The sequence below is a fragment of the Micromonospora sp. DT43 genome, from assembly GCF_049841645.1.
Lineage (GTDB): Bacteria > Actinomycetota > Actinomycetes > Mycobacteriales > Micromonosporaceae > Micromonospora.
This window is the reverse complement of record NZ_JBNCKR010000003.1, coordinates 624995-641872: the sequence shown is the minus strand read 5'-3', so window position 1 is coordinate 641872 and position 16878 is coordinate 624995. Positions and strand designations below refer to the sequence as shown.

17 protein-coding genes are annotated in these 16878 nt (G+C 70.7%); 7 read left to right on the top strand and 10 right to left on the bottom strand.

The window, feature by feature from the left end:
• Positions 1 to 32: 32 nt before the first annotated feature.
• Positions 33 to 605 (bottom strand): cob(I)yrinic acid a,c-diamide adenosyltransferase, encoded by a 573-nt coding sequence (locus tag ACLQ26_RS10710; RefSeq protein ID WP_425744271.1) that lies wholly within the window; start codon positions 603 to 605, stop codon positions 33 to 35.
• Here ACLQ26_RS10710 and murA point away from each other — a divergent pair.
• Together murA and ACLQ26_RS10700 are read left to right on the top strand one after the other, a co-directional pair.
• Positions 604 to 2046 carry a UDP-N-acetylglucosamine 1-carboxyvinyltransferase gene (gene murA / locus ACLQ26_RS10705; protein ID WP_425744270.1) on the top strand — a complete coding sequence of 481 codons (1443 nt, stop codon included), beginning with the start codon at positions 604 to 606 and terminating at the stop codon, positions 2044 to 2046. The genes ACLQ26_RS10710 and murA overlap by 2 nt on opposite strands.
• 75 nt (positions 2047 to 2121) lie before the next feature.
• Positions 2122 to 2970, top strand: coding sequence for a 3-hydroxyacyl-CoA dehydrogenase family protein (locus tag ACLQ26_RS10700; RefSeq protein WP_363679853.1), 849 nt, complete (start codon positions 2122 to 2124; stop codon positions 2968 to 2970).
• A 42-nt stretch (positions 2971 to 3012) separates the two neighbouring features.
• Here ACLQ26_RS10700 and ACLQ26_RS10695 read toward each other — a convergent pair whose 3' ends face one another.
• Entirely contained in the window at positions 3013 to 3858 is an 846-nt protein-coding gene (locus ACLQ26_RS10695; protein WP_425744269.1) for an ABC transporter permease, read from the bottom strand.
• The gene (locus ACLQ26_RS10690; protein ID WP_425744268.1) at positions 3855 to 4706 is read right to left on the bottom strand and encodes an ABC transporter ATP-binding protein; all 852 of its coding nucleotides are present in this window, start codon (positions 4704 to 4706) and stop codon (positions 3855 to 3857) included. The genes ACLQ26_RS10695 and ACLQ26_RS10690 overlap by 4 nt, the downstream gene beginning before the upstream one ends.
• A gap of 152 nt (positions 4707 to 4858) precedes the next feature.
• Between ACLQ26_RS10690 and ACLQ26_RS10685 the strand changes: the two genes are divergently transcribed.
• Complete coding sequence (locus tag ACLQ26_RS10685) at positions 4859 to 6859, top strand: protein meaA (RefSeq protein WP_425744267.1); 2001 nt, start codon at positions 4859 to 4861, stop codon at positions 6857 to 6859.
• A gap of 15 nt (positions 6860 to 6874) precedes the next feature.
• On the opposite strand, the gene ACLQ26_RS10680 is transcribed toward ACLQ26_RS10685, so the two are convergent.
• Positions 6875 to 7171, bottom strand: a complete 297-nt coding sequence (locus ACLQ26_RS10680; protein WP_355063537.1) for a DUF1540 domain-containing protein — start codon at positions 7169 to 7171, stop codon at positions 6875 to 6877.
• A 657-nt stretch (positions 7172 to 7828) separates the two neighbouring features.
• Here ACLQ26_RS10680 and ACLQ26_RS10675 point away from each other — a divergent pair.
• Positions 7829 to 8395 (top strand): hypothetical protein, encoded by a 567-nt coding sequence (locus tag ACLQ26_RS10675; RefSeq protein ID WP_425744266.1) that lies wholly within the window; start codon positions 7829 to 7831, stop codon positions 8393 to 8395.
• A gap of 113 nt (positions 8396 to 8508) precedes the next feature.
• On the opposite strand, the gene ACLQ26_RS10670 is transcribed toward ACLQ26_RS10675, so the two are convergent.
• Both ACLQ26_RS10670 and ACLQ26_RS10665 read right to left on the bottom strand, forming a co-directional pair.
• Positions 8509 to 9348, bottom strand: coding sequence for a GNAT family N-acetyltransferase (locus ACLQ26_RS10670; RefSeq protein WP_425744265.1), 840 nt, complete (start codon positions 9346 to 9348; stop codon positions 8509 to 8511).
• 57 nt (positions 9349 to 9405) lie between these two features.
• Positions 9406 to 10629, bottom strand: coding sequence for an MFS transporter (locus ACLQ26_RS10665; RefSeq protein WP_425744264.1), 1224 nt, complete (start codon positions 10627 to 10629; stop codon positions 9406 to 9408).
• Positions 10630 to 10740: 111 nt separating this feature from the next.
• Between ACLQ26_RS10665 and ACLQ26_RS10660 the strand changes: the two genes are divergently transcribed.
• Positions 10741 to 11331 carry a PadR family transcriptional regulator gene (locus ACLQ26_RS10660; RefSeq protein ID WP_425744263.1) on the top strand — a complete coding sequence of 197 codons (591 nt, stop codon included), beginning with the start codon at positions 10741 to 10743 and terminating at the stop codon, positions 11329 to 11331.
• Positions 11332 to 11404: 73 nt separating this feature from the next.
• On the opposite strand, the gene ispG is transcribed toward ACLQ26_RS10660, so the two are convergent.
• The 4 genes from ispG to ACLQ26_RS10640 all read right to left on the bottom strand — a co-directional run bounded on the left by ispG (position 11405) and on the right by ACLQ26_RS10640 (position 15845).
• On the bottom strand, positions 11405 to 12577 hold the full coding sequence (ispG, locus tag ACLQ26_RS10655; RefSeq protein WP_425744262.1) for a flavodoxin-dependent (E)-4-hydroxy-3-methylbut-2-enyl-diphosphate synthase: 1173 nt from the start codon (positions 12575 to 12577) through the stop codon (positions 11405 to 11407).
• 8 nt (positions 12578 to 12585) lie between these two features.
• Entirely contained in the window at positions 12586 to 13836 is a 1251-nt protein-coding gene (locus tag ACLQ26_RS10650) for a M50 family metallopeptidase (RefSeq protein WP_425744261.1), read from the bottom strand.
• Complete coding sequence (gene dxr / locus ACLQ26_RS10645; RefSeq protein ID WP_425744260.1) at positions 13836 to 15047, bottom strand: 1-deoxy-D-xylulose-5-phosphate reductoisomerase; 1212 nt, start codon at positions 15045 to 15047, stop codon at positions 13836 to 13838. The genes ACLQ26_RS10650 and dxr overlap by 1 nt, the downstream gene beginning before the upstream one ends.
• A 156-nt stretch (positions 15048 to 15203) precedes the next feature.
• Entirely contained in the window at positions 15204 to 15845 is a 642-nt protein-coding gene (locus tag ACLQ26_RS10640; protein WP_425744259.1) for a Uma2 family endonuclease, read from the bottom strand.
• Between the two features lie 180 nt (positions 15846 to 16025).
• Here ACLQ26_RS10640 and ACLQ26_RS10635 point away from each other — a divergent pair, with 180 nt between their 5' ends.
• Both ACLQ26_RS10635 and ACLQ26_RS10630 read left to right on the top strand, forming a co-directional pair.
• Positions 16026 to 16193: a hypothetical protein gene (locus tag ACLQ26_RS10635; protein WP_425744258.1), complete on the top strand. Its 168-nt coding sequence runs from the start codon at positions 16026 to 16028 to the stop codon at positions 16191 to 16193.
• A gap of 165 nt (positions 16194 to 16358) precedes the next feature.
• Positions 16359 to 16802 (top strand): hypothetical protein, encoded by a 444-nt coding sequence (locus ACLQ26_RS10630; protein WP_425744257.1) that lies wholly within the window; start codon positions 16359 to 16361, stop codon positions 16800 to 16802.
• Positions 16803 to 16878: the final 76 nt, after the last annotated feature.

Genomic DNA, 16878 nt, shown 5'->3' with positions numbered 1-16878 from the left:
ATGGGGAACCCACGCCTGCACGGCGCGAGCGGTCAGCGATTGCCGCCTGGCACCCATAGCACATCGCCTGCCGGATTTGCCGTTCTTGACAGGATAAAGAGCAGATCGGAGAGCCGGTTGAGATACTTTGCCGGGAGCGGGCTGGTCCGGTCCGGATCGTGGCTGACCAGCGCCCACGCCGCCCGTTCCGCACGCCGGGCGGTGGTCCGCGCCACGTGCAGCAGCGCCGCGCCCGCGGTGCCGCCGGGGAGGATGAAGGAGTCGAGCTTGCTCAGGCGTGCGTTGTACTCGTCGCACCAGCCCTCCAGGCGCTCGACGTACTCCTCGGTCACCCGCAGCGGCGGGTACTTCGGCTCCGGCTCCACCGGGGTGGACAGGTCAGCCCCGACGTCGAACAGGTCGTTCTGCACCGACGCCAGCACGCCCCGCAGTTCCTCGTCGAGGTGGCCCAGGGCGAGCGCGACGCCGATCGCCGCGTTGCACTCGTCGACATCCGCGTACGCGGCGATCCGTGGATCGGTCTTCGGCACCTGCTCGTTGTTGCTCAGCCTGGTCATGCCGGCGTCGCCGGCCTTGGTGTAGATGCGCGTGAGGTGGACGGCCATGACGCACAGCCTACGGATACCGGACCTGACGATCCCCGCGCGGCCGGACGCCACTGCCGGCTGGCCTGCGGTGGTGGGCCCCGGCGACGCCGGTGATTCGGCGGTCGACGACGTCGACGTCATCCGGGTCTGCGGTGGCGCCCGGCTGTCGGGCACCGTGCACGTCGTCGGCGCCAAGAACTCCGCGCTGAAGTTGATGGCCGCCGCGCTGCTCGCGCCCGGCCGCAGCGTGATCACCAATGTTCCGCGGATCACCGACATCGCGATCATGGGGGAGGTGCTGCGGCGGCTGGGCTGCGACGTCCGATTCGACGCGGACGACCCCGTCGACCCGATGGTGGCCCGAGGCGGAGTCGCCAGGTCCCGTTCGGTGACCATCGACGTGCCCGAGCAGCCGGGCGCGGAGGCCGACTACGACCTCGTGCGGCGGCTGCGCGCGTCGATCTGCGTGCTGGGCCCCCTGCTGGCCCGCCGGGGGTACGTCCGGGTGGCACACCCCGGCGGCGACGCGATCGGATCGCGCGGGCTGGACATGCACATCTCCGGGCTGACACGGATGGGCGCGGAGATCTCCGGTGAGCACGGCTTCGTCATCGCCGAGGCACCGCACGGGCTGCGCGGCGCCGACATCGTTCTCGACTTCCCCAGCGTCGGCGCCACCGAGAACCTGGTGATGGCAGCGGTCCTGGCGCAGGGCACCACGATGATCGACAATGCGGCCCGGGAGCCGGAGATCGTCGACATCTGCACGATGCTCAACCAGATGGGCGCGCGGATCTCCGGTGCCGGTACGTCCACCCTGCGGATCACCGGGGTCCCCGGGCTGCACCCGGTGCGGCACGCCACCGTGGGGGACCGGATCGTCGCCGGCACCTGGGCGTTCGGTGCCGCCATGACGCGCGGCGACGTGACGGTGACGGGGCTGGACCCGGCCTACCTGGAGGTCGCCCTGGACAAGGTCGTCGCGGCCGGCGGCCTGGTCGAGACGCGGGGAGACGGCTTTCGGGTACGGATGGACGACCGGCCCCGGGCGGTGGACGTGGTGACCCTGCCGTACCCCGGTTTCGCCACCGACCTGCTGCCCATGGCGATCGGGCTCGCGGCGGTCAGCGACGGCGCGTCACTGATCACGGAGAACATCTTCGACGGCCGGTTCATGTTCGCCAACGAGATGATGCGGCTCGGCGCGGACATCAAGACCGACGGGCACCACGCGGTGGTCCGGGGGCGGGGACGCCTCTCCGGCGCTCCCGTGCGGGCCACCGACATCCGTGCCGGAGCCGGGCTGATCATCGCCGGGCTCTGCGCGGACGGGCCCACCGAGGTCTCGCACGTGCACCACGTCGACAGGGGGTACCCGGACTTCGTGGCCGACCTGCGTGCGCTCGGTGTGGCCGTCGAGCGGGGCACCACCGTGCAGGAGCCGGCGTTGGAGATCTGACGCCTCACTTAGCCATCGTTCAGGCTCGCCGACTAGGGTGCAGGCAGGCACTCAATCGCAGCGAGGGAGAAGCAGATGGCGGGTCGACTCGCGGTCGTCGGGGCCGGGCTGATGGGCTCCGGCATCGCCCAGGTGGCGGCGCAGGCGGGCTGGCAGGTGACACTGCGCGACCTGGACGACGCGGCCACCACCCGAGGGCTCGGCGGCATCCGGAAGTCTCTGGAGAAGTTCGCCGAGAAGGGCAAGATCGAGGCGTCGGACGTCGAGGCGACGCTCGCGCGGATCACCCCGACCACCGACCTGGAGGCTGCGGCGGACGCGGACATCGTGGTCGAGGCCGTCTTCGAGCGGCTGGAGATCAAGCACGAGGTGTTCCGCGCTCTGGACAAGATCTGCAAGTCCGACGCGGTGCTCGCCACCAACACGTCGGCCATTCCGGTCACGCAGATCGCCGCGGTCACCGAGCGGCCCGAGGCCGTCGTCGGCACCCACTTCTTCTCGCCGGTGCCGATGATGCAGCTCTGCGAGCTGGTGCGCGGCTACAAGACCAGCGACGCCACGCTCGCCACCGTGCGGGCCTTCGCCGAGGAGATCGGCAAGACGGTAGTGGTGGTCAACCGGGACATCGCCGGCTTCGTCACCACCCGGCTGATCTCCGCCCTGGTGGTGGAGGCGGTCAAGCTGGTCGAGGCCGGCGTGGTGTCGGCCGAGGACCTGGACACCGCCTGCCGCCTGGGGTTCGGGCACGCCATGGGCCCGCTGGCCACCACCGACCTGACCGGCGTGGACGTCCTGCTGCACGCCTCGAAGAACATCTACACCGACACGGCGGACGAGAAGTTCTTCCCGCCGGAGCTGCTGCAGCGCATGGTCACCGCCGGCGACCTGGGTCGCAAGACCGGCAAGGGCTTCTACACGTACTGAGAGTGACGTCGACCGGGGCGGCGGCCCGCCCCGGTCGACAGCTCAGCCGTCGCGCTTGGTGGTCCAGCGGAACGTGGTCAGGCAGAGCACCAGGCCGATCACGCACCACAGGGCCAGCACCAACGCCACCCGGCCCAGCTCGAACGACCCGCCCGGCTCCTGGGCGCCGAAGCTCTCCGGCAGGAAGACCGCGCGCAGCCCCTGGCACATCCACTTGAGCGGGAACAGCGCCGCCACCTGCTGCATCCAGGTGGGCAGGTCGGTGAACACGAAGAACACCCCGGAGATGAACTGGAGCACCAGGGCGACCGGGGTGACCACCGCCGAGCCGCTGCGGGCGCTGCGGGCCAGCGACGAGATGGCGATGCCGCACAGGGTGCACGCGGTCACCCCCAGCACGGACACCCAACCGAAGGTGAGCCACCTTCCGGCGGTGCCGGGCAGGTCGAGGTCGAACAGCGCCACCGCGACGGCCAGCAGCAGCGCCGTCTCGGCGATGCCGATCGCCACCACCATGAGCACCTTGCCGGCGAACCAGACCCACTTCGGCATGGGCGTGCCCCGGTAGCGCTTGAGCACGCCCCGGTCCCGCTCGACAGGGATCCAGATGCCCAGGTTCTGGAAGCTCACAGTCATCAGGCCGGTCGCGATCATGCCGGTGATGAAGTACTGCGTGAACTTGACCCCGCCGCCGATCGTGCCGTGGAAGATCGACGCGAAGATCACGATCATGATGATGGGGAAGCCCATCGTGAAGACCACTGACTCCCGGCTGCGCAGGAACTGGGTGATCTCCAGGCGGCCCTGGCGCAGGGCGAGGCTGCCGGTACCCGGCCGCCGGCCGGGGCTCGCGGCGACAGGCGTCGCAGGCTTCGTCGTGGTCGTCATCGCGCGTGTCCGATCATGGTGAGGTAGACGTCCTCCAGGGTCGGCCGGGTCACGGTGAGCCCGGGGACCTCGCCGCCGTGGCGCGCGGCCAGGTCGGCCACCAGGGCCGTCGGCGTCGCGCTCTGCGCGCTTTCCAGCGCGCCTTCCGGGGTACGCCAGGAGACCGTGGCCAGGGCCTCCTGCCGATTGCCCAGCAGGTTGGGTGCGGCCACCTCGACCAGCCGACCGGCGGCGATCACACCGACCCGGTCGGCGAGCGCCTCGGCCTCGTCCAGGTAGTGGGTGGTGAGCACGATTGTGGTGCCGGCCGCGGCGAGGTCGCGGATCAGCTCCCAGAACTCGCGGCGGGCCTCCGGGTCGAAGCCTGTCGTCGGTTCGTCGAGGAAGAGCAGCTCGGGGCGGCCGATGATGCCCAGCGCCACGTCCAGACGACGCTTCTGCCCACCGGAGAGGGTGTGTGTCCGGGCCTTCGCCTTGCCGGCAAGCCCGACCCGCTCGATCACCTTGGCCGGGTCGTCGGCGTCGGGATAGAAGCCGGAGAAGTGCCGGACCACCTCGGCAACTGTCAGCTCGTCGAACTCGCCGGTGCCCTGGAGCACGATGCCCACCCGGGATCGCCAGCCCGCGTCGGGATGGGCCGGGTCCGTGCCGAGCACGGAGACCTCGCCGGCGTCGCGACGGCGGTAGCCCTCCAGGATCTCCACGGTGGTGGTCTTGCCGGCGCCGTTCGGGCCGAGCAACGCGAACACCTCACCGCGGCGGACGTCGAGGTCCACACCCGCAACTGCCACGTTCTCGCCGTACGCCTTGCGTAATCCCCGGACGGAGATCGCCAGCTCGTCATCCATGGCGTCAAGTGTGCGCCCTGGACCGGCCGCTCCGGTGCCCCGGGGTGTGGCGACGCGCGCCACTGTCGGCAGTTCCCGCCTGGACGTCCGCGACATGGACCTGTGTGGTTTTCCACAACCCGATCTACTGGACGGTAACTTAGACTCCGGCCATGGATGAGACGCCGAGTCGCCTGCCCGAGCGGGACCGCCCGTGGGTGATGCGCACGTACGCCGGCCACTCGTCGGCCGCCGCGACCAACGCCCTCTTCCGCCGCAACCTCGCCAAGGGCCAGACCGGCCTGTCGGTCGCCTTCGACCTGCCCACCCAGACGGGGTACGACCCGGACCACGAACTGGCCGCCGGTGAGGTCGGTCGGGTCGGCGTGCCGGTGGCCCACCTGGGCGACATGCGGGCGCTGTTCGACGGCATCCCGCTCGCCGAGATGAACACCTCGATGACCATCAACGCTCCGGCGATGTGGCTGCTGGCCCTGTACGAAACGGTCGCCGTGGAGCAGGGCTGGACCGTCGACATGCTCTCCGGGACCACCCAGAACGACATCATCAAGGAGTACCTGTCGCGGGGCACGTACATCTTCCCGCCGGCCGCCTCGCTGCGGCTCACCGCGGACGTCATCGCCCACACGCTGAAGACCATGCCGCGGTGGAACCCGGTCAACATCTGCTCGTACCACCTCCAGGAGGCCGGCGCCACGCCCGTCCAGGAGGTGGGTTTCGCGCTGGCCACCGCAGTCGCCGTGCTCGACGCCGTCCGTGACTCCGGCCAGGTGCCCGCCGAGCGGATGGGCGAGGTGGTCCAGCGGATCTCGTTCTTCGTCAACGCAGGCGTGCGCTTCGTCGAGGAGATCGCCAAGATGCGCGCGTTCGGCGCGCTCTGGGACGAGATCACCCGGGACCGGTACGGGGTGACCGAGGCCCGGCAGCGCCGGTTCCGCTACGGCGTACAGGTCAACTCGCTCGGCCTCACCGAAGCGCAGCCGGAGAACAACATCCAGCGCATCGTGCTGGAGATGCTCGGCGTGACGATGTCCCGTGACGCCCGGGCCCGCGCCGTGCAACTGCCCGCCTGGAATGAGGCGCTCGGCCTGCCCCGCCCCTGGGACCAGCAATGGTCGCTGCGGATGCAGCAGGTCCTGGGGTACGAGTCGGACCTGCTCGAATACCCCGACCTCTTCGCCGGCTCGCACGTGATGACCGCGCTCGTCGACGAGATCGTCACCGGGGCGCGCGCCGAGCTGACCAAGGTGCTGGAGCTGGGCGGGGTGGTCGCCGCCGTGGAGACCGGCTACCTCAAGAGCGCGCTTGTCGCCTCGCTGGCCGAACGCCGCCGCCGGATCGAGTCCGGCGCCGACGTGGTGGTCGGCGTCAACAGGTACGCCGAGACCGAACCCTCCCCGCTGACCGCCGCCGGAGCGGATGTCGTCGAACAGGTCGACCCCGCGGTCGAGGCGGCGGCCGTCGCCTCCGTACGCCAGTGGCGTGCCGGCCGGGACGACGCGGCGGTCGACGCGGCACTGGCCCGGCTCCGCGCGGACGCCGCGACCACGACAAACCTGATGCCCGCCACCCTGGAATGTGTACGCGACGGGGTGACCACCGGCGAGTGGGCCGGCGCGCTGCGCCAGGTCTTCGGCGAGTACCGGGCGCCCACCGGCCTGGCCGGCGCCACCGGCAGCGGCGGCGACCCCGGCCTCGCCGCCGTCCGTGAGCGGGTCAACGCCACAGCCCGCGAGCTGGGCCGCGGCCGGCTCCGGCTGCTGGTCGGCAAACCCGGCCTCGACGGGCACTCCAACGGCGCGGAACAGATCGCGGTACGCGCCCGCGACGCCGGATTCGAGGTCGTCTACCAGGGCATCCGGCTGACCGCCGGGCAGATCGTGGCAGCCGCCGTCGAGGAGGACGTCGATCTGGTCGGGCTCTCCGTGCTGTCCGGCTCACACCTGGCCGCCGTACCCGCTGTGCTCGACGGGCTGCGCGCCGCCGGCCGGGCGGACCTGCCGGTGGTGGTGGGCGGCATCATCCCCGTCGGCGACGCCGACACCCTGCGGGCAGCCGGGGTGGCCCGGGTCTTCACCCCGAAGGACTTCGCCCTCACCGGCATCATCGACGACCTGGTGACGGTCATCCGCCACTCCAACGACCTGCCCTGAGCCCGCTTTCGCGGGTCAGCGACCGGCGTACGTCATGCAGTCGGCCATGTCGTTGTCCGGGCCAACCTTGATGGACGAGGCGTGGCACTCCAACTGCTCGTTGTGCCGACAGTCGGAACGCTGGCAGGCGCCCACCTGGGCGGTGAGGCCGTCCACGCCGCCACGGACGGGCGACTCGACGAAGGTGTGGCAGTGCGCGTGGTCCATGCTGCCGATGGTGATCGCGAAGGCGTGGCAGTCACCGCCCTGGTTGTACGCACACGCCGCGACCACACACTCCTGGACCCGGGGCATCTCCATCGCTGTGGTCATGCCAACCTCCTCTAGGCTCTTGCCCCGATCCTAGGCATTTGCCGGTCTCCGGAGACTTGATATGTCCGCCCGCCGATCAGCCTCGCGCCCTCCTGGCAGGGCACCCGGGGCGGTTTAGCGTGATCGACACGAGTTCACTGATACCGGGGGGTCCCGGTGCCCCGGATAGCCCGGTATCAGCGAACTCGTGTCGATCATCGCCTGCACGTCCGCTTCGGTGTCACGGCTCGGTCGGTCTGGGCGCAATGTCCGTTTCTGCGTTCGGTCGGGTGTGACCGGGTGCATCCGTGGGCCGGAATCGTGGCGGGCCGGGGGTCGTTTCACACCCTGACGATCGCAGGACCACGGCCACCGCCGCCCGCCCCGTGGTGAGGGTGGGAATGGCCGGCCCGGTCGGGTCGTTGCAGATCCCCGAACGACCACTGGCCCGCCGGGCGCACCGGCCCGATCCGGTATCCCTGGGCAGGCCGGCCGCGGGAATGACCCCGGCCAGCCGGTCGTTACACACGGTCCCGGCGCCACGAGCCCCCCGCTCGCAGGCCGCCGACCCCCAGACTTTCCCCCTTTGAACTGTGCAGCGCCGGACGAGGTGCTCACACCCGCGCCACCGCCCCCCTGGTGATGCGGGTGTTCCTACCCCCGAAGGAGCTACCCCTCATGAACACGATCTTCCGTAAGAGCATGCTCTCCGTTGCCGGTCTCGCGTTCGCCGGTGGCGTCTTCGCCGGCCCGATCGCCGCCCACGCCGCCACCCCGACGATGGACGCCAAGCCCGTCGCCGCCGCCGTGCAGACCGCGGCGCCGAAGCCGCAGGGCGAGCAGTCGCACATCGACCTGAACGACGAGCAGACCGGCAACGCCAAGGCGATCATCGCGGCCACGAAGAAGGCCGGCCTGCCCGAGCGCGCCGCGGTCATCTCGATCGCGACGAGCCTGCAGGAGTCGAAGCTCGACAACCTGGGTCACCTCGGCGACGCCAACGACCACGACTCGCTGGGCCTGTTCCAGCAGCGCCCGTCCAGTGGTTGGGGCACCCCGGAGCAGATCACCAACCCCGAGTACTCCACGACCGCGTTCCTCAAGGGCCTCAAGCAGGTCGACGGCTGGCAGGACATGCCGCTGACCGAGGCCGCGCAGACCGTGCAGGTCTCCGCCTACCCGGACGCGTACGCCCAGTGGGAGCAGCAGGCCACCGACATCGTCGCCCAGCACTGGAACAGCTGACCCACCGCACGACCCCGACCGACTGGCCGGCATCCGCACTGCGGGTGCCGGCCAGCGGCATATCCAGCACCCCGACCTCCGCAAGGGTGCCGTGAGCCGCAGCAGCGGACGGGCTAGAAGAGGACCGTGGCGAGCGTGCCGACCGGCTGGAAGCCGCACCGCTCGTACACCCGGCGGGCCGGCAGGTTGAAGTCGTTGACGTAGAGGCTGACGGTGGGGGCGACCCGGAGCAGGGCGTCGCGTACGACGGCGGCCATCGCAGCGGCGGCGATGCCACGGCCTCTCCACTCCGGCGCGACCCAGACGCCCTGGACCTGGGCGGTCCGCTTGGTCACGACTGCCAACTCGGCCTTGAACACGACCTTGCCGTCGACGAACCGGGCGTACGCGCGGCCGGCGCGGACCAGGTCGTTGACCCGGCGGCGGTAGCTGCGGCCGGCGTCCTCGGCGAGTGGGGAGACCCCGACCTCCTCGGTGTACATGGCGACGGCCGCCGGAAAGAGCCTGTCGACCTCGCCGGAGCGGACGCGGCGTACCTGCGGGTCGGCCGGTACGGGAGGCATTGTGTCGGTCGCCAGCAGTGGCTGGTTGGGTCGGACGTCGCGGGCGGGGCCCCACGTGTCGGAGAGCCGGTCCCAGAGGCCGAGGACGGCGTCGGCGCGGCCGACGATGGAGGAGCACAGCCGCTCCTCCCCGGCGAGCAGGTCGGCGAAGGCGGAGACGGCGGCGTCGGTGGCGAGCACAGGTGTCAGGTTGCCGCCGAGCCAGCACAGCGATTCGAGGTTGCGCCGGGCGCCGTACCCCAGGATCCGCCCTTCGGCCCGCCACCAGGAGAGCCCGCGCGCGGCGATGCGCTCGGCGACCTGCGCGCCCGCGAACGGGTCACGGTCGAGGAGGCGCTCGACCGCGCGGCGCTCCGATTCCCCCAGTTGCCGTACCGGCACCGTCAGCACGACTACCAGCCTGCCAGATCGACCCCCCGCCCCGCCGGCCGAGTGGCGAGCCCGTCGTCAGACGGTCAGCGGCTCGGTGACAGGGCTGGCCGGACGGGTCCGGCCAGCCCACCGGACGACCGGGGGCACCAGGGCACCGAGCAGGAGAAACAGCCCGCCCAGCGCGAGCCATCCCGGTACGCCCCAACCGAGGGCGAGGCTGGTCACCGCGACGGGCGCAAGCATCTTGCCCAGCTCGTAACCCATGCCGTACGTCCCCTGGTACTGGCCCTGCGCGTCGGCGGGCGCCAGCCCGAAGGAGATCCCCCATCCGGCGGCGGAGTGCCACAGCTCCCCGATCACGTGCGCGAGCGACCCGCAGCAGAGCAGCCCGATGGCGCCCGGTGTGGGCAGTGCGCCGCTGGCAGCGAACAGTACGCAGGCCAGGGCGATGGCGACTCCGGCCCGGCCGGATGCGCGGGCCGCCCTCGGCAGGGTGACGGCGCTGCGTGCCGCGCGTACCTGCAGGAGCACCACGAGCGCGGTGTTGACAAGCGTCAACACCGAGATCATCCAGGCCGGCGCGGTGGTGTGCCCGGCGATCCACAACGGCAAGGCGAGGGTGAGCAGGCTGAAGTGCATGGACATCAGCCCGTCGAGCAGGGTGAAGGCGAGGAACGGGCGGTCCCGCAAGGCGACCAGCCGGGGTCCTCGCGTCGGGGCGGCGACGGGTGCGACGGTGGGCAGCCGGACGGAGATCGCTGCGGCGGCCAGCGACGCCGCCGCCGTGGTCAGGATCAGCGTGAGGTAGCCGGCGCGGGTGTCGGCGGCGATGGCGAAGCCGCCAAGGACGGCGCCGACGGAGATCCCGACGTTTGTGGTGGCCCGCAGGTAGGCGCGTGTGTGCACCCGTTGGTCGGCAGGGATCGCGCCGGCGATGAGCGCTCCGCGGGCGCCGCGCTCGACCGCGTCGGCGAGCGCCGTGGCCGCGCCGACCAGCAGGAAGGCGGGGAATGATCGGACGGTGATCAGCCCGGCGGTCAGGATGCCGGCCGCCATCAGCCCGCCGACCTGTGCGCCGCGCGGCCCGACGCGGTCGGCCAGGTAGCCGCTCGGCGCGCTCGCGAGCACGCCGACGAGCGCCGAGATGGTCAGCCCGACACCGACCTGGGTGGCCGAGAGACCGACCGAGCGGGTGAGGAAGAGCGCGCTGGCCACCAGCCACAGGCCCCGCCCGACGGTCTTGACCAGAGTGCCGAGGGTGAGGACCCGGGCCGGGCCGGGCGGCGGAAGCAGGGGCATGCCGACACTTTAACAAGACGTACGTACGGTTTTTGAATTGGGCCTTGTCGACGATGCATTGCCGATATATCGTTGATGCATCAGCGACAGTACGCAGAGAGGAAGAGCCCCATGAGGTTCCACCGACAGCACCACCCGATGCACGAGGCCCGGATGCGTGGGTTCGGCTTCCCGCCGGTCCCGCCCGGCCCCCATGGCCCGCACGGTCACGAACACGGCGGCCCCTGGGGCGGACGCGGTCGCGGACGAGGCAGGGGCCGACGCCCCAACGTCCGTGGTGCGGTGTTGGCCCTGCTCACCGAGCGGCCGATGCACGGTTACGAGATGATCCAGGAGATCGACTCCCGCACCGGTGGGGCGTGGCGGCCGAGCCCCGGTTCGATCTACCCCACGCTCCAACTCCTGGAGGACGAGGGTGCGATCGTCGCCAGCACCGAGGAGGCCGGCGGCGGACGTAAGCGGTTCACGGTCACCGAGGCCGGCCAGGCCGAGGCTACCGAGGCAGCGCAGACCCCGCCGTGGGCGGACGTCGCCCAGGGCACGGTGAGCAGCTGGCACGACATCCGCGACTCCGGCGCGCAGGCGATGAACGCCCTGCGTCAGGTCATGATGAACGGCACCGACGACCAGCGTGAGCGGGCCGCCAAGGTGCTGGACGAGACCCGACGCAAGCTGTACGCGATCCTCGCCGAGTCCGAGTGACGCGCGAAGCCGGCACAGACGAAAGCGGCCGTCTCCCCGAGGGGAGGCGGCCGCTTTCCGCAGGCAGCGGAGGTCAGTGCACGGTGACGGTCGGGCCGGTGACCAGCCCGCGCAGCTCCTCGGGAAGCTCGGCGCCCATCTCGTCGGCGATGCGGAGCGCCTCCTCGATGAGCGTCTCCACGATCTGCGCCTCGGGCACCGTCTTGACGACCTGACCCTTGACGAAGATCTGGCCCTTGCCGTTGCCGGAGGCGACGCCGAGGTCGGCCTCGCGGGCCTCGCCCGGACCGTTGACGACGCAGCCCATGACGGCCACCCGCAGCGGCACCGGCAGCCCCTCCAGGCCGGCGGTGACCTCCTCGGCGAGCTTGTAGACGTCCACCTGGGCGCGCCCGCAGGACGGGCAGGAGACGATCTCCAGGCCGCGCTCACGCAGGCCCAGCGACTCCAGGATCTGGTTGCCGACCTTGATCTCCTCGACCGGCGGGGCGGACAGCGACACCCGGATGGTGTCGCCGATGCCCTCGGCGAGCAGGGCGCCGAAGGCGACCGCCGACTTGATCGTCCCCTGGAAGGCAGGCCCGGCCTCGGTGACACCGAGGTGCAGCGGGTAGTCGCACTGCTCGGCCAACTGCCGGTACGCGCGGATCATCACGACCGGGTCGTTGTGCTTGACCGAGATCTTGATGTCGCGGAAGCCGTGCTCCTCGAACAGCGAGCACTCCCACAGCGCCGACTCGACGAGCGCCTCGGCGGTGGCCTTGCCGTACTTGGCCAGCAACCGCTTGTCGAGGGAGCCGGCGTTGACGCCGATGCGGATCGGCACCCCCGCCGCCCCCGCGGCGCGGGCGATCTCCTTGACCTTGTCGTCGAACTGGCGGATGTTGCCCGGGTTGACCCGGACGGCCGCGCAGCCGGCGTCGATCGCGGCGAAGACGTACTTGGGCTGGAAGTGGATGTCGGCGATCACCGGGATCTGCGACTTCTTGGCGATCGCGGGCAGCGCCTCGACGTCGTCCTGGGACGGCACGGCCACCCGGACGATCTGGCAGCCGGACGCGGTCAACTCGGCGATCTGCTGAAGGGTGGCGTTGACGTCGGACGTGAGGGTCGTGGTCATCGACTGCACGGACACCGGCGCACCGCCGCCGACGGGCACCGAACCGACCATGATCTGGCGGCTGGCCCGGCGGGGGGCGAGCGACGGGGGCGGTACGGCCGGCATACCGAGACTGATTGCGGTCACTTCAGCACTCACCTTGGGAAGAGCGTGATCGGGTTGACGACGTCCGCGGTGATGGTCAGCAGCGTGAACACGCCACCGATCAGGATCACCGCGTACGTGAAGGGCATCAGCTTGAGGTAGTCGACCCGCCCGGGGTCGGCGCGGCCGATCTTCGCGTACAGCCAGGAGCGGGCCCGCTCGAACCAGGCGATGGCGATGTGGCCGCCGTCCAGTGGGAGCAGCGGCAGCAGGTTGAACACGCCGATGAAGAAGTTCAGCGAGATGAACAGCAGCACGAACAGCGACCACGCCTTGTTGGCGAACGCCTCACCGCCGAGGCGGCTGGCGCCGACGACGCTGATCGGAGTGTCCACGTCACGTTCGCCGCCGGTGATGGCGGTCCACAGGGCTGGCACCTTCTGCGGCAGCCGCTGCAACGCCTGGACGGTGCCGACGGCCAGCTCGCGAGTGAAGTCGCCGGTGGCGCCGAACGCCGCGACCGGCCCGTACGTCACTCGGTTCGGGGTGGTGATGGTGAGCGTGACGCCGAGCGCGGCGACCGGGGCGACGGCGCCCTTCGGGTCGTCGATCGGTGGACGCTCGGTCTGGGCGAGCACCGTGCTGGTCTGGCCGGGCTGCCCGTCGCGGACGTACCCGATCTGCGCGGTGTCGCCCGGCTTCAGCGCCCGCAGGCCGGCGAGCATCTCACCGTAGTTGTTGACCGGCTTGCCGTTGAGCGAGGTGATCCGGTCGCCGTCGCGCAACTGGGCCTGGGCCGCCGGACTGGCCGGGTCACCCGGGGCGCAGGTGCGCTGGTCGAGTTTCGGCATCACGCAGTCGGAGAGCGAGATCACCGCCGGCTCCTGCCGGACCTGCGTGTCGTTGGTGGGGAACTTGGGGTTGGGCAGGCCGAGGGAGACGGCCGCCAGCCAGATGGTGACCAGCGCCAGCGCGAAGTGGGTGATCGAGCCCGCGCTCATGACGATGGTCCGCTTCCAGACGGGGTAACGCCACATCGCGCGCGGCTCGTCGGCCGGGTCGACGTCATCGTCCTGCGCGGTCATGCCGACGATCTTGCAGAAACCGCCGAGCGGAATGCCCTTGACGCCGTACTCGGTCTCGCCCCGCTTGAACGACCAGAGGGTGGGGCCGAAGCCGACGAAATACTTGGTGACCTTCATCCCGAACGCCTTGGCGGTCACCATGTGACCGGCCTCGTGCAGGCTCACCGAGATGAGGATGGCCAGGGCGAAGAGCACCACCCCGAGCAGGTTAGACATCAAGCTCCTTCCACCGAACCCGCGATGATCTCCTGCGCGTGCGCGCGCGCCCACGACTCGGCCGCGAGCACGTCCTCGACGGTACCTGGTTCGGCGAAGTCCGGAGCGTCCTCCAACACGCGTTCGAGGGTGTCGACGATGCCGAGGAACGGCAGCCGACCCGCCACGAACGCCGCCACGCACTCCTCGTTCGCCGCGTTGTAGATCGCCGGACGGCAGCGCCCGGCCTCCCCGGCGGCCTTGGCCAGGGCGACGGCCGGAAACGCCACGTCGTCCAGCGGCGTGAACTCCCAGGTGTGCGCGGCCGTCCAGTCGACGGCGGTGGCCGCCTCGGGCACCCGGTCCGGCCAGCCGATGCCCAGCGCGATCGGCAGGCGCATGTCCGGTGGGCTGGCCTGGGCGATCGTCGACCCGTCGACGAACTCGACCATCGAGTGGATCACCGACTGCGGGTGCACCATCACGGTGATGTCGGCGTACGGCACGTCGAACAGCTCGTGCGCCTCGATCACCTCAAGCGCCTTGTTGACCATGGTCGCCGAGTTGATCGTGACGACCGGCCCCATGTTCCACGTCGGGTGCGCCAGCGCCTGCTCCGGTGTGACCTGCGTCAACTCGTCGCGCCGCCGACCCCGGAACGGGCCGCCGCTGGCCGTGACGACCAGCCGCCGCACCTCACCGCGCGACCCGGACCGCAGGCACTGGGCCAACGCCGAATGCTCCGAGTCGACAGGAACGATCTGCCCCGGTCGCGTCACCGCGGCCTTGACCAGCGGGCCGCCGGCCACCAGCGACTCCTTGTTGGCCAACGCGAGAGTACGACCACCGCGCAGCGCGGCCAGCGTAGGAGCGAGGCCCAGCGAGCCGACCACGCCGTTGAGCACGATGTCGCACGGCCACTGCGCCAACTCGGTCATGGCGTCCGGCCCGGCCACGATCTTGGGAAGTTTGAAGTCGCCGGTGGCCCAGCCCCGCCGACTCGCCTCGGCGTAGAACGCGAGTTGCAGGTCCTGCGCGGCGGACGCCTTGGCCACCCCGACCGCCTCGACGCCCAGTTCGAGGGCCTGCGCGGCGAGCAGCCCGACGTTGCCGCCACCGGCGCCGAGCGCCACCACGCGGAACCGGTCCGGGTTGCGCCGGACGATGTCGATGGCCTGCGTACCTATCGAACCGGTGGACCCGAGCAGGACGAGGTCGCGGGGGGAAGTCACGCGGCCATTCTCCCCCACCGTCGCTGGACGCCCGCTGGGAGCCTCAGCCCTCCCCGCCCACCGCTTCCTCGTCGCGCGCCGATGATCGACTCGCCTTCAAGGAAGTCGCGGCCTCCCCCACACCCGGACAGCCCGACTTCCTTGAACGCGTGTCGATCAAGCGGTGCCGGGCTCTTCCGGGACTGCCTCCTCGCCGAGCAGGTCGGCCGGATCGATGGCGAACTCGAACGGCTCCCGCATGACGAAGCGCGTCCCGGCCGCAGCGGCAGCCACCGGCCTGTACTCCCCGTCGGTCAGCTCGTACAACGCGATGGTGGGCACCCGATTGCGCAGGTCTACCCGGAGGAAGAAGGGCACGCTGGCGGAGGCGTACTCGCGCGGGCGGTCGATGATGTCCTTGCGTCGGTTTACGGGGGAGACGATCTCCCCGAGAAGCACGGCGTGCCCGATGTCCATCGTCGTTCGACCGCCGCCGGGAGCGTCGAGAAGGACGATGTCCGGAATGAAGAGATCCCCGCCCGAGACGATGTTCGTCTCGAGATAGAGCCACAGCTTCGCGCGACGGGCCGCCTGCTTGAGGAGGTAGGCGAGCTCCAGTTCCGCGTCCTGATGGTCGTACCCGGCATGTGGTGTCACGATCACGCTTCCGCTCAGGACCTCAACCTTGGGGCCGTTGGTCTCCGGCAACAGGTCGAGGGCGAGCTGCGCGGTCCACGGCTCGTCGTGCCACCGCAGGACGTCGAACGACGGCTCGGTGTGCTGCGGCGCCGGCTCCGGCGTGAACGCTGCCTGGGCCATCCGGGCTCACCCCCTCAGCGGGACATTCTGGTCAGCTCAGCCTAGCCACCGCAGCCCCAGAAGCACGTTCATCGCACACCCAGTCCGCACGGATCTCTAGACGTTGATCGCTGGAGGAACGGTGATCCTGCCCTGAGCTTCGCAACCCGGCCACGCTGGATCATCCACCTGCCGACCACGTTGACCAGCCTCGACGAGGTCGCCGCGCTGGCCGTGGCGCTGTGCGACTCGCTCGGCCACCTCGCCGTCGTCGACTTCGGCGAGATGACGCTCAGCGAGGAGGACGCGCAGTTTCTACGTACCCGAGTGTTCTGTGACGCCCGGCTCGGCGGCGTCGGCCGGTGCTGACGTCCCGACGCCCACGACGGCCCCTGCGCGCAGGCCCGAAGCCGCGGGTGACCCGACACCGACCATGGCTGACCGTCTTGATCATGCGCCTGATCGACGGATGGCCCGGGGCCTCCTGTTGCGCAAGCATCAGCGCCGATCACGGTCAAACACGGAGGGAAGCACATGAACCAGAAGCTTCAGACCCGCGCGTTCGAGCGAGTGGCGTCGATCCTGCAACCCGGGGAACAGCCGGTCACCGCGACCCGGGCAATGGTAGGCAGTTTCTCGGCCAGTCGACTCGGCACGGTCGTCTCGCAGGGACTGATCACTGCGGGTGCCGGGGCGGTGGGCCACGCGCTGGCGCGGACCAAGAAGCAGTTCGTCGTCGTCACCGACCGGCGACTGATCTTCCTGCCGCAGACCTTCCTCGGCGGGCCCGGCACCGGTGTTCTGGCCGAGGTGCCTCGGGAGCAGGTCGCACTCGCCGAGGCGAAGATGGGCATCGTGAGCCTGCTGCGCATCGCCTTCGGCGCCGCGGGAGACGGGATCACCCTGACCTTCCCCCGGGTGGACAAGAAGAACGCCGAGGCCCTCGCGGCGGCCCTGGTGCCGGTGGCGACCGCCTGACCGCACCCGGCCCCACCCCGCCGCACCCGGCCCCACCCCGCCACCACGGGCGGCGCCACGACGGGGCCGCGCCAGG

Excerpts from the sequence above, each read along its gene's own strand:
- murA (WP_425744270.1), top strand. The coding sequence starts at position 604 with ATGACGCACAGCCTACGGATACCGGACCTGACGATCCCCGCGCGGCCG.
- ACLQ26_RS10710 (WP_425744271.1), bottom strand. The coding sequence starts at position 605 with ATGGCCGTCCACCTCACGCGCATCTACACCAAGGCCGGCGACGCCGGC.
- ACLQ26_RS10700 (WP_363679853.1), top strand. The coding sequence starts at position 2,122 with ATGGCGGGTCGACTCGCGGTCGTCGGGGCCGGGCTGATGGGCTCCGGC.
- ACLQ26_RS10695 (WP_425744269.1), bottom strand. The coding sequence starts at position 3,858 with ATGACGACCACGACGAAGCCTGCGACGCCTGTCGCCGCGAGCCCCGGC.
- ACLQ26_RS10690 (WP_425744268.1), bottom strand. The coding sequence starts at position 4,706 with ATGGATGACGAGCTGGCGATCTCCGTCCGGGGATTACGCAAGGCGTAC.
- ACLQ26_RS10685 (WP_425744267.1), top strand. The coding sequence starts at position 4,859 with ATGGATGAGACGCCGAGTCGCCTGCCCGAGCGGGACCGCCCGTGGGTG.
- ACLQ26_RS10680 (WP_355063537.1), bottom strand. The coding sequence starts at position 7,171 with ATGACCACAGCGATGGAGATGCCCCGGGTCCAGGAGTGTGTGGTCGCG.
- ACLQ26_RS10675 (WP_425744266.1), top strand. The coding sequence starts at position 7,829 with ATGAACACGATCTTCCGTAAGAGCATGCTCTCCGTTGCCGGTCTCGCG.
- ACLQ26_RS10665 (WP_425744264.1), bottom strand. The coding sequence starts at position 10,629 with ATGCCCCTGCTTCCGCCGCCCGGCCCGGCCCGGGTCCTCACCCTCGGC.
- ACLQ26_RS10660 (WP_425744263.1), top strand. The coding sequence starts at position 10,741 with ATGAGGTTCCACCGACAGCACCACCCGATGCACGAGGCCCGGATGCGT.
- ACLQ26_RS10650 (WP_425744261.1), bottom strand. The coding sequence starts at position 13,836 with ATGTCTAACCTGCTCGGGGTGGTGCTCTTCGCCCTGGCCATCCTCATC.
- ACLQ26_RS10640 (WP_425744259.1), bottom strand. The coding sequence starts at position 15,845 with ATGGCCCAGGCAGCGTTCACGCCGGAGCCGGCGCCGCAGCACACCGAG.
- ACLQ26_RS10630 (WP_425744257.1), top strand. The coding sequence starts at position 16,359 with ATGAACCAGAAGCTTCAGACCCGCGCGTTCGAGCGAGTGGCGTCGATC.